Source organism: Nocardia sp. NPDC005998, assembly GCF_040614395.1.
GTDB lineage: Bacteria > Actinomycetota > Actinomycetes > Mycobacteriales > Mycobacteriaceae > Nocardia.
Window position 1 is genome coordinate 103,246 of record NZ_JBEXUI010000016.1, and the last position, 13,421, is coordinate 116,666.

Below are 13,421 nucleotides of genomic sequence, written 5' to 3' on the forward strand. Positions count from 1 at the left end.
GTGAGTTGGGCGCGTTTGCCGTCCTGGTTGTGGCCGACCGCGAAGATTCTGAACTTCGGCCAGACGTATCCGAAGGGCAATCCGGACGAGGTCCGTGAGTGCGGTGATGTGTGGGCGACTAATGCCGACGATTTGAACGGCAAGATCGCGGAGATCCGCGGTGCGGTGAAGAATGTCGGGAACCACATCCATGGCGACGGCCAGAAGGCGTTCCAAAATCTGGTCGAATACATGGTCGGTGGCGGCGACACCAACCTCGAAGCCACCGTCGCGTCGATGCGTCAGGTGCAGGACATGGCGCACAAGGCCGCCGCGAGCATCGACTACACCCAGGCGCAGCAAGATTTCTTCTGCGCGATGGCCGCCTATCAGGCGATCCAGTTGGCGCAGACACTGGCGGGTGCGTCGGCGATTCCGGGGATGTACGCGGGGTACCGGTATGTGGTGCAGTTGCTGTCCCGGGATTGCGCCGAGGTGGTGGCGCGCAACGCCGGGGTCGACGCGCTGAAAGCGATGTTGGATCAGCAAGCAGCGAAGATCCTCACCAAGTTCGGTATCGGCGACCTGACGCGGGCTGGTGCCCGGGATCTGTCCGAGCAAGCCGCGAAAACGCTGGCGCGCGAAGGACTTCCGACGGTCGGTCGGGATGTGGCCGAAGATCTGGGTGCGGGCGCGGCGCGCGAGGCGGGTGAGGGCGCGGCACGCGAGGCGGGTGCGACGGCCGGTCGGGAGGCGGCCGGCGATGCTGCGGCGCAAGCGGGCGCGAATGCCGCCGGGCAGGGGTTGCGCGGTGCGGCGAAGCGGGGCCTGGGCAGGCTCATCACCAAGGTCGGCGGTGATGTCGCGACTGACACTGCGGGCAAGCTGCCGTTGAAGGTCATCGCCAAGAAGGCCGCGCTCGAGGGCTTGAAGATGTCCTGGCACCAAGCCAGGCAGGGCATGGTGATGGAAGGGACCATCGACGCCTACCAGAAGTTCATCTCCCATGACTGGGACGGACTCGACGCCGAGCGGTTCCTCGCGACCGGATTGTCATGGGGCGCTGGTGTCGTACCTGGGCATGTGCTGGGCGCGGTGGTGGGGGAGAGGTTGGCGGAGCGGAGCATTGCTACTCGCCTCATCTTCGGCACCTTGGCGGCCGCGGCGGGGAACGTGCCGGGTATGGCTGTGGGAGATATGGTCGGTCACGCGTTGTGGGAGTCGGGCGAGGCGCTGTTCGGCGACGCGGACTGGTCGCACGTGACGTTCGGGTTGAATCCGCAGCAGTTCTTGGCGATCGGCGTGATGCACTTCGCCGGCGTGGCGAACCACGACTTGGCCGTGCACCGCAACATCATCGCCAGGGATTTCGGTCAGGTCGAGGAGATGTTCGGCAACCTCGCCGCCCGGAACATGCCTACCACCGATACCGAGACCGCGGCGCAGCGGCAGGAAAGCCAGGCGTTTCAGAACGACCTGGCCAAGGCGTATGAGAAGGCGTCGCACCAGGCTGCGACCACGCCCCGACAGCCCATCAAGCTCAAAGACTTCAATCAGCTGCTGAAAAAGCTCGACGTCCGGCTGGGCGAGACCTCCGACCGTCGCACCGGCGCGGCGCAGCAGGAGAAGGTAACAACGCCCGGCGCCGCGGCCGGATCTGCGCCTGCGCGGCCGGCGAACGGCGCCGGCTCGGGGACCGGCGGAACGACCACTGGCGCGGGCGGTCCGGTGGTCGCGGGCCATACGAGCTCGGCTGCGCCCCAGAGCCATACATCGACGACCGAGAGCCAGAATGCCACTCAGGTCGCCGGGACGACAGTGCAACAGGTGGCGAACCCGAAGACAGAAGGCCCGCCAGCAGGTTCGACGGCGACGACCAACGGTGCCAATGGTCATGTCGGCGACACCGGTTCCGGCGGTGGCCCGCACAGCAATCCCGGCGAGCCGTCGGCGGCACCCGACGGTTCGTTGACGGTGCCGGTCGGTGACCACGCGACACAGTTGGATGGGATGGCGCATGCGGTCACCGCCCGCGCCAACGCACTCCACAGTGCGGAAGACGTTGTACGGCAGGCCGAAACGGCCGCCGGATTTGCGCCCGGCACCGCCGATCACGCGAGTATCGCCGACGCCAGGGCGCAAGCCTTGCGCGATCTGCTGCCCGGGCCCGACGGCGGCGGTGATCCCGAAACCGCGCGCCGTGCAGCGGAATACGACGACCACATGCGGCATCTGGACCAGCTCGAGGACGCCGTCGCCACCCGCGACCGAGCGGCGCGGGATTGGGATACCGCCTCGTCCTACGCCGCGGGCGCCGCTCGCGACGTCCTCGTCAGCGAGGCGTCCGACAGCGCGCTGATGATTCCCGGTGGGGAGTTGATCAGCAGCGATTCGACGAGAGCAATCGTCGTGGTGCGCGGCCCGGATGGTAGCCCCGAGCGGCTTGTGGTGCTGGTGGGCCGGACGCCACCGGATCCGGCTGTGATCGAAGCCGATCCGTCGGTCGTCGCGGCGCTCGGCGAGGCGGCGGGCAAGGACGTGCCGGTCGAGTACTGGCGACCCATGCCGAATGGTGCGCACGGGATCGTCCTCGACCGCGTCGATCCGGTCGCTGCACCGGTTGATCCGCAGGCTGCTTCCGGCGCGCCCCTCACCGATGTTCCTGCGCAGCAGCTTTTCGCGGCGAACGTGCTGGGTGTCGCCGACGCCGCGCTGAAGAGCGAACAGGCTGATCCTGTCGAGTCGCTGCGGTCGCTCGCCGAGGACGCGGTCACCGTGGGATGGCCGGACCGGCCGGTGCAGACCGGGCCGCGCCCAGCCGATCCGCGGTCGACGGACCCACTAGCGGGCTGGACCGTGGATGGCGCCAAGCCCGAACTCGAGCCATTGCGGGATCAGCTGCAGCGCCACAGCGCGCCGCACCGGAAGGAAGAAGTCGTCGCGGCGCGTGCGAAGAAGCGCGCCGAGGACAACGACCGCGTGGCGCAGGCGGCAGCAGACGAAGCGAAGGGGCTGGCCGGCCCGGCCTCGGGTGGTGTCGGGCCGACACCCATGGATCGTCGCCTCGACAACGCCATCCGAGCAGGCGCGGTGTTGGAACTGCGCAAGGCCATCGAAGCCGGCGATACGCAGGGCACCCAGGATTGGGCCGCCCGTTTGGGTATCGACCCGAGTCTCGACCGCGAGGCTCTTCTCGCCGAGGCGGACCGGCACACACAACTGATCCAAGCTGAGCATTCCCGCTTGGACAACGTTGCCAGGGCGCGACTGGATTGGCGAAGGGCGCTGGACAAGCAATCCAAGCACCACGACGCCGCCGCGGGCGCGGCCGCCAAGGCGTATGGCGGCGAGGCGAATTCGCGTGGCGGCGTCGCGATCGTGGCCGGCGACGACGGTCGCAACACGGTGACGGTGTTCGTCGGCGCCAAGCCGGCGGCGGAAGTCATCGCCGACGCGACCGCGGGCGACAGCGCGCAGGCGCGGCGACTGCGGGCGGCCCTCGAGGCGGGCAGCTCGGTCGATTACGTCGCGGTCCGGCTCCACGACGGCGAGGCGAGTTTCGAGGGGGTGCGGCCCCCGGCCGACTTCGATCCCCTCGCCCACGTCACCGGCCACGAGTCCGAACCCGGCGCGGACGGATCGAACGCGTCGGGTCCTGGCACGGGTGGTGGCGCTGGAAAAGACGCCGTGGCAGTGGAACTCGACGCGCTGCAGGACGAGGTGACAGCTGCGCACCAGCGGGCGGTGCAGCGGTGGCGTGACGTGCTGCGGACCATGGGCGTCGACGTCGAGGCAGGCCTGGACCCACTGCCACACGACGCGACGGAGGAAGCCAAGCAGGAGCGTGACGCCGTCATCGAGCATCGGCTGCGCGAGCTTCAGGAAGCCGCGTTCGCCGATCACGCGCTGATGGGGCACCGGGGGCTGACCGATGCTGCCAGGCGCGACGAGGAACACCAGAAGTTGGTCGAGGCTGCCGCGGCGGTCGGTGTGGATCTGACCAAGGTCGGCGACCCGACGCTGCGCGCGCTGCGTGACGCGGCGGTGCGGGAACAGGAACTACGGCAACAGCTCTACCGCTTGAACGCCGCCGCCGAGTGGGCCGACGACCAACCGTCCCTGCTCGACTACGCGCGAGCTGTCGCCGTGCACGTTCGTGCATCGGAGGCGTTCGATCTGGCGACGGCCGACTTGCCGGAGAAGACGGTGTGGCTGCTGCGCTCCGCTGTAAATCAGGTCGAGACGTTCAACACGCTCCGCAGACTGCTGGGCGGTGGGGATCCGGAGGTGTCGCTGACGCCCGAGCAGCGACTTCGCATTTACAACGCGGTTGCGGCTTTTCACGACACGGGGGCCGAAACGCTCATCACCCGCCGTCAAGCCGACGCTGAGCCTGCCCGTGCGACCGACGACGGTTCCGCGACCGGAGCGCCGCCGAACCCACCGGAACGCGTCCGGCGCCGGTTCCGTCAGCTGCTGCCGTGGCGGAGATCGCAGCAGTCGGACGCGACCGGCCTCACCCCCGAAACCGCGGCGGCGCGCGATGCGGCGTTGGCGGGTCTAGAGGCGAAAGCTGCTGCCGCCGAACAGAAGGCAACAGAGCAGGCAAAGACCGAGGCCGCCGAACCGTCCACACCCAACAAGGTGTTCGCTCGTCGGCTCGAGGAGATCGAGACCGATGAGCGGCAGCGCGGCCTGTACACCCGACCGAGTCCCGAGGTAGCCGCACGCAATGCGCTGCGCGCCGCGGCGGAGGTAGCGGGCGACGAGAAAATCAAGCTGCGGGTGCAGTTCGACCGCTTGGTGTCCGAACACGAGATGCCACTGGGGGAGACCGAGTGGAACCGTCTCGTCGACAGCCGCGAGGAAGCCGACGCGCTCATGCGCGAGCTGGGTCCGGGACCCGCATTGGCGGAGTTCCGGGGCCCGCTCGATCGGTATCACGCCGCCCGCGATGAGCTCGATGCCGCAGTGGCGCAGCATGTTGTGCTCGCCGAACAGGCCCGCGCGAACCTCGAGGAGCAGGCCCAACAGGCCACCGCCCGCGCGACCGCAGCCGCAAACGGGGGCACCGGAGCCGACGCCGGCGATGGCTCGTCGGCACCCCCGCCGCCGGACACCACACCGGAAACCTCCGACGGCGAGACGTCGGCCGAGAAGGATGCCACCGAGAGTCAGCCTGCTCATGACGACGAGGCGGCGGCTGAGGTCGAGCCCGCAGAGCAGAGCGAGCACGAGATCGAGAAGCGTAAGCAGCTGAAGGCGGAGGTGGACGCCGACGTCGAGTCGGTCCGGGAGGCGCGTGTACGCGCGGAGAAGGCGTGGGCCGATTACGTCGAGGCACAGTCTCGCCTCGATGTCGCCGAGCAGGCGAATGGGTCGACCGAGGGTGAACCGACGCAAGATGTTTCGCAGTTGCGGGCTGCCGTGGCGGAGCACAGTCGGGCGGTCAAGGACGCGCTGGACGTCTACCAGGCGTTGTCGGATGAGGCGGTGCAACACAAGTACGAACAGGAGCAGGCGGCCGCGCAGGAGTCGATCGAGGCTGCCGACGCCGCGCGCGCGGAGATGATCGCGCGGACCGACATTGTGTTGGATGACGCCGTGCAGCGCATGCACAAAGCGAAGGAACGGGTATGGCTGGCGAGGATAGTGAAGGACAACGCGCAGGCTGCGGCGGAGGCGGTGATGACTCACGACCTCGTCGAGAGTGTCGGGGCGCAGCGGAAGTCGGTGGAGCGCGCGGAGAACGAGCTCGCCACGAGTCGCCAGGACCTGGCGAACGAGTTACGGGAAGAGCCTCGGGCCGACAAGGTTTCGCAGTTGGAGGAGGAGATCGACGAGCGGCAGCGGAGACTGGGCAACGAGCGGATGGAGTACGAGGCGCGGCTGAAGGCGGCGCATGAGAACGCGTTGAAGGACACGTCACCGCAGGGGCGGGTGCGCGCGCAGGCATTGGCGGACGAACTCGAGCAGGCCGTAGGTGATCGCACCAGCCTGTTGCGGGATGAACATGCTACGGCGTCTGAACCGGCGCAGGGCTGGCGAGCGCGCAGGCGTGCGAACAGGGAGTTCGAGGATGCCGTTCGTGCATTCGAGAAGCGGGTGGACGAGCGTGCGGCGGAGTTGGGTAAGGCGTTGCGGGAGGCTACGCAGGGGCAGATTGAGCAGAAGCTGGCTGCGGCGGAGAAGGCGCTGGCGCAAGCGATCACGACGTTCCAAACCGAACGGGACGCGGTGGAACAGGCCATCATCGAAGTCATCGACACGCGGCGCGAGCACATGCTCGACGCGGCCGCGGCCGATTCGGCTGCATACGACAACGGGTTGGCCGGTCCGGACGCGCTGGCGAAGGGGGCAGCGAAGATGGTGGTCGCCGGCGAGGCGCTGGTGAAGGCCATCTACAAATACAGCGATACGCTGCTGCATGACTCCGGGGACGAGGATCCCGCGACGAAGGCGCCGTCGCTGGAGGAAGTGCGCGAGTTGGTGGCGACCGGCTCGGTGGCACAGCGTTTGGGGGCGATGGGGGAGTTCATGTATCAGAGCGAGAAGGTGACCAACCCCGACGACCCACGTACGCCGAGGGAGACGCAGATGTTGGCGTTCGTGTTGTTGGAGGACGCAATCCCCAATATGTATGGCGGGGAGGGCAAGACGATCGTCATGCACATGACAGCCACGCGCAAGGCGATCGAGGAGGGGACGGTGCATGTCACCAGCGCCAGTGATCTGTTGGTGGTGGCGTTCCTCGACGAGTACACCCAACGGTATATCGCCCCAGAGCTTTCCGATATCGGAGTCGACGCGCAACGGCTGAACCAGGACGGGTCTACCTCGATCAACCCGAACCGACACAATATCCTGGTCGCCACCCGGGAAACTATTGCGACACTTCACGCCCGGGCGATCTCGAGCATGCTGGAGCGGATCCGGGAGGTGGGCGCGGACGGCGCGTCGCCGGAACGAGCAGCGGCGGTGCGCGATAATGTCACGCAGGTCGTCAAGTGGATCAACGAGAAGAGGCCCAACGCCGATCAGGTCAAGGATGTTCTCGACGGGCTGGCCGACGAGTACGGGGTGACAAACGAAGACGGTACACCGCTGCGGTACAAACCGCATGCGGAGGGCGAACGTATCGATGACGAGAGCGACGCTCGACGCCCGCAGGTCGTGGTCACGCCGCCCGGTGATCAGACCGAGGACGAGTCGGTCGTGCAACAGCGGAACGAGCTCAAAACCGGGTTTTTGAAGGCTGTGGTGCGGCAGGGTTTGACTGCGGAGGATGCGGGGCGGCCTGCGAACACGAAGGGGCCGTGGCCCGGGCACCTCACACCGGACGGATTCCGTAAGCTCGAGGCGGAGTTGGGTGAGGATGTGGTGCGGGCGAACGAGCAGCGTCTGATCCAGCTCGCGGTGGGTCATTGGGGTGAAGACCGCAACAGCGACTACTACCAGCCGCGCACGGTCAAGTCGATCTCTGTCGAGCACCGCGACTCGCGCACTCGTGACCTGGCCGGCATCGTGTACAGCCAGTTGAAAGACACCGGGCAGCTGGACGAGCAGGGCGAGGCCGCCGCAGCGGAGTTGAAGGCGTCCGGCGTACTGCACGAGGTGTGGAGTCCGGAGCTGGAGCTGCAGCACCTCGAGGGCAAGATCATCCTGATCGACGTGACTGGTAGCGGCAAGCTGCAATCCGATCCCACCAAGGGCACCGACACCCGATTGCAGGATGTGGGGTGGGCGATGGAGGTGCTCAACGGCGAGCGGGTGTTGCGGGAGCATCCGGACGGGTCGGTCACCTTCTCCGACGATCAGATCGTCGGCACCAGGTTCGCGAAGCGGCCGGTGGGCATTTCGGCCACCAACAAGGGCAAGCGCCTCGAGTTCTACGAGGCCCTCAAGAAAATCGTGCCGGAGATCGACCGGTTCTACGAATCGAAACTCGACGAACGCCCGGAGATCGAATTCGACACCGACGAAGGCAAACTCGACTGGTCCGCCCAAAAGGCGCTCGAAACGATGGATATCGAGTTCACCCACGAGGACGACCAGAACGGGAATCCGGTGATTTCGTGGTCGTTCAACGGGGATCCGGTGATGTTGGAGATGCTGGACAACGTGGAGATGTCCGGCGCCGATATCCGCGAAACCATGTGGATCGACGAGAACGACGAACTGCACGTGAAGCGGGATTGGCTGGAGGATCTCGCCGCTGAGCAAGGCGTGCCGTTGTGGCAGGTGAAGACGGACGCTGAGAAGGGGGTCTACGACTGGGTACAGCAGCGGTTCCACGAGCAGGCGCAAAGCTACGCGGCCGAGCATGGCCTCGCGATCGACGGTCATGCGCATCTGGAGGTGGAGAACCTTGACGCGCGCTGGTACTGGGAGCACGGCAATGGTGACGATGCCGAGCGCGCGGCCAACCACATTATCGAGAACTTCGCGAAGAAGCGGGGCGGTATCCTCATCACCGGTCTGCAACACCATCGCGGCGCCGACCCGAAACTCAGCGCCGATACCCGCGAGCGCGAACCGGATTCGAAATATGTCGGCGGATTGGTGAACATCGTCAGCGGTGGTGCGGACTTCGACGAATCGACGATTCATCAGGCCAGGGTGCGGTCCGGTCGCGGTGGCCGAGGCAGAGACCGGGTCAACGGCGGCCAGGCGGGCCGCAGTTACGTGGTGAGCGGCCCCAGAAACCGAAACGTGCGAGTCGGCGACAACGGTATGGCCGTCGCGACGTATGTCCATGCGCAAGAACACGCCGACGCCGTCGCCACGTGCAACGAGGTCGCGAAAGAGCACGCCGAAAACGCGACCGAGGACACAGCGACCAGGTTGGAGAAGGCCGAGAAGAACGTCGTGGCAATGCACGACAAGCTGCGCGAGCACACTGTGAAGCTGCAGCAGGATGTGATGCGGCAGCAGCGTGACCAGCGCCGCGCGCACGCGCGCAGCATCGGGCGGGTGGCCAGCCCGTTCGTGGCCGCGAGCACGACCGAATCGACCGCTCCGTCCGGTCCGCAGTCGACGCTGCCGTCGTGGCTGCCGCAGCGTAGCGCGTTCGATCCGTCCGGCGCGGTGCGGTCGGCTGCGCAGGCGGTATTGACGCCGCAGGCGTCGGCGCTGGTCGGCGGCGTCGGGCGGACGTTGGTCGACGGGTCGACGGTCGAGCAGCCGGTGCTGGATTGGCTTGTCAAGCAAGGCCGCGTCGCGGAGGCCGCCGCGCGGCTCGGTGTCACGGGCGATCCGGCGGTGCTGTTCGGCAACGACCCGCGCGCCGACGGTGACATCGCTCGTTTGATCACGGGTCTTGTCATCGGCGAAGGTGGTCGGGATGTCGAGCAGCCGGTGCTGTGGCGGCTGCTCGCTGGCATCGGCGACTTCCGCGCTGCCACCCAGGCACTCGAACACGCCGCGGCGACACCGGAAACGACCGCGGCGCAACCGGTTACCCGATCCGAAGTGTCGGCGGCGCGCACTCGGACGCGAGATGCGGTCGAGGCGCTGGGCGCGGCATTCGACGCCCTTCCGGGTTCCGACGCAACCGAGGGCGACCCGACCGATGCGACCGACGCTGCGGTTGCCGAGGCCGAGGATGCTGCCACCGAGATCGACACCACAGCGCTGGAAGCTGCCGTGCGCGAGTTCCTCGCCGCCTTCACGAATCTCGGCGTGCTCGATGTCCGCCTGGCGCAGCAACAGAACCAAGCGCAAACACCCGCACCCGACGAGACCGCGACGTCCGCCGCCGCAGCCGTGCTCCTCGGTCTTCCGACCGGCCCCGCCGCACCCGGGTCCGGTCGAGCCGCGCCCTCTCGTAACGTCGGCGAAAACCGGGCGCGGTTCGTGCCCGACCGGTCACAGCTCGAGGCCACGATCGCTGCGCTCGAGCAGATGCGGGGCCAATTCGACCGTGCGACAAACAAACTGATCGATGATCAGCTGACGCTGCTGGGCCGGCTCGACCAGCCGGATCTCGATCCCGAACTCGCGCTGGCGCTGTGGAACCAGGTGGCTGCCGCGTCGGCCTTGGTGCGCGCATCGACCTCTCTCGACGCGACTGCCCGCGTCATCGACGCTACCGCGACAGTGGTACGCAAACCGGTGCAAAGCTACGTCCATGAGCTGCGGTCGATGGCCGGCGGCGCGTTCTTCGGGATTCTCGACAATCGTGGTCTCGACGACACCGAACGCCACCGCCTCTGGCGCGCGGTGACGACATTGCGGGCAGCGACCCGCGATGTCGAAGCCGGTCAACGCGCTATAGCGGCCCTCGACGCGGGCGATGTGACCGAACGCCGCAACGCCGTCGACGCCCGCTTGATGACCTTGCCTTACAAGAACAGCAAGATCCCCGCGAGTGGCCGCCGTCAGGTGGGCGGACCCGACGCGGTGGTGGTCGCCGACGTCGGCACGATGCCGGCCACCCAATACCGGGACGGCGTCGAGGATGTCGTGCTCGACGACGGCACGACATATCGCCTCGTCGTGATCTGCGGCGGAGTCCGCGACGGCGACACGAATACCGCAGTGCACGAACAGTTCCTGCAAGCGACGCGAAAGGCGTTGACCGCTATGCGCGCCGCGCTCCGCGACGGCGCCGCACCGGCCGATGTGCTCGACACTGTGGTCGGGGCGGTCGGCGACCTGTCGGTATCCCCGGACGGCGAGGCCGGGCCGACGCCGTTTGTCGCGGCCGTCATCGGGCCGAATCACGTCGACGCGGTCACTGTCGGCACCAGCCTCGCCTATGCGGTCGACAGTGAGGGTGTGCTGCACGAGTTGTCGGAGGTCGACGACGAGGATCTGCTGCGCCCGCAGAAAACGTCGCAGGCCATCGGCGAAGGCGGCGTTGTGGTGCTCCACACCGACGGCCTGTCCGAGGTGCCGACCGAGACGGTCGCCGCCACCGTGCGCACCAATTCCGACGACCTCACCCGCGCCGCCCATGCCCTGCTCGACCTCGGTCTCGGCCTGCATGCCGACAAAGAGCAAGCTGACAGCGAAACCGTCAGCGCCACAATCGCTGTTGTCCGTACCCCCGAAGTCGTCGGCCCCACTCAGGGTTCGGCCATGGCGAACCCCGCCAAACCGCCCGCGCACGGTCCGGCAGGCCCGGTCGCGCCCCGCGCGCCACCGGCCCGCGAAACTGCCGCGCCGGGACCGCTTACCCGGGCCGCTGTCGATACGCTGCGGCGCGAGCTCATCACCAGGCACGACAGCCATGTGAAAGCCCTTCGGGAGGCAATTGCCGATGCCGATACACCCGATACAGAGGACTCTCACGACCCGACGATGACGGCGTTGCTGCCGTTGATCGACGCCGGAGATATGGTCGGCCTCGCCGCTGTCGCCGATGAGCTGGACCTGCCCGCCGTCAAGAGCACCGCCGACGGCCTCCGCGTGATCTGGCGTGCACTGGATCTGGTCGACTACGCGCTCAACAGCGACGACGCTTCGCTGGAAGTCGCTCGCCCCGCAGTCGAGTGGCTCACGGTCCAAAGGAATCTCGAGCAAGCCCTCACCCCGCTGGCTCTCGATGACAACGTCGACGTCGAGCTGATTTTCCGGCTTCTCACCGCCGCCGGCACCGAAATCGCCGACATCGTCCAGACTGTGGCCGCCGCTACCCCGCAGCAACGCGAAGACGCGCAGCAGTACCTCCCGCTGCTCGACGCCCTCACCACCGTGCACGCCGCCGCTCGCGATATCGAGAACACCGAAATCCCTGCCACCGCGAATCTTTCGCGCCCCGCCCGGCAACCGCGGCCGGACAACGTTGCGACGGGCGCATCCGAACCTCGGACCGGGACCGAGCGTCCCGTCGCGCGGGTCGAAACCAATGAGCCCGTGTCGGGAGATATCGAAAAGCTGGGCGAGGGTCTCTACCGCGGTGGTGGGTTCCTGATCGAAACATCCGCGGATGGGCTTCGCCTGCATCAGGACTTCACGTCGCGGGCCAACCTGACCGGCCGGACCGGTGTCTCGGTGGTCGTCGAATCGGACGGCGACGTACGGCGGGTACTGTTCCGGTCGTCCGCGCCGGGTGGTGGCGTGCGGTATTCCAGCGTCTCGCTTTCCGGTAGTGGCCCTGTGTTGTCGGGTGTGAACTTGCCCGCGGTCGCCGCGCTCGACCCGGCGGCGACGGAGGGGGTGCCGCTTCGAGAGCAATTGGAGCGGGCCGGTTTCGAGCCTGTCGTGGACAACATCATGCGGTTGCGTCACGGCAACCACGAACTGTTCGCCACGATCGGTCCAGACGATGCGTTGACCTTGCACACGCCGCTGCGTGGCGCGCACGTCGATCTCGTGACGCGGTCCCAGATCATCGGGGTCACCACGGTGATCAACCGCCCCCGGCGAACCATCCCTGCGCTGCGGTTGACCGACGGCCGAGTGGAATACACGCTGACCAACACATCCCAAGAACGCTTCGACACCCGGACCGTAGAACTGCCGTCATCCACCCCGGACCCCACGAAGAACGCGCCGAAGGATTCATCTGACACCGCACCGCAGTCTCCGCGGGTCGTGCCGGTTCCCGAGCCAGCAGCCGCCGGTGGTGGTGCCGGGGGCGGTGGCACCGGTCGCGGTGGTCGCACGGCCGCCACCGCGACACCGGCGTCGACCAATGGCACGCAACCGCTGACACGAGCCGACCTCGAGGACTTGCGCGATCAGCTGACGGAGATTCACCATGAGGCAACAGCGGCGCTGCGGTCCGCCATCGAACACTACGCCGGTACCAAACCGCTGGATGTCGACGCGCTTGCGGACCCGGCGTCGTTCGAGGCAGGTCTCAACGCGTTCGACACGACGGACCCTGCCTTCGCTGGCATCGGCGACGCCGCAACCGAAGTCGTTCTCACAAGTTGGCAGCTGGATATCGTCGAACTCGCGTTGCGTGGCGAACCAAGCATGTCGGAATCCGCGCGCCCCGTCGCACACTGGCTGGCGGCACGGAACGGTCTCGCCGAAGCCGCCGCGCCACTGGCATTCCTCGACGCGACAGTCGGCCCCTACAGTGCGGTTTTCCGTCTGGACGCCACCGCCGATGCCCAGATCACGATTTTCGCCGACGCCTTGCAGGCCACGCCACCTTCCGGCGCGGACGGTCGCGTGGTCCGCGCCGCGCTATTGGATGCCGTGGATCGTTATCGCGGCGCGAGTAGAACCATCCTCGGTGCCGGCGAACGAGTCACGGTCGACGTCCCCGCGTTGGCTGACTGGCTGGCCGCCGAGAGTTCGGACATCGCCGAAACCTTCGATGTGGCCGTGGCGCGGTACGAAGCCGCTGATATGGCGATTCCGGTCGATCGGGACGCGTTGGCCGACCCGGACCGGTGGGCGCGCGAAATGGCTCGCCTCGAGGCGGCGGGCGCTGGCGGCCCCGAGTTCGACGAGCTTCGAGCCCAGACGCTGGACTACATGAT

Annotated in this window: 1 protein-coding gene (running past one end of the window); it reads left to right on the top strand. The window is 67.3% G+C overall.

Annotated elements, in window-relative coordinates:
- Positions 1 to 13,421, top strand: partial view of a GNAT family N-acetyltransferase gene (locus ABZ293_RS22425; protein ID WP_355183441.1) — the 5' portion only. 63,796 nt of this gene lie beyond the right edge of the window; 13,421 of the gene's 77,217 nt are visible here — the first part of the coding sequence; its start codon is at positions 1 to 3; the stop codon falls past the right edge of the window.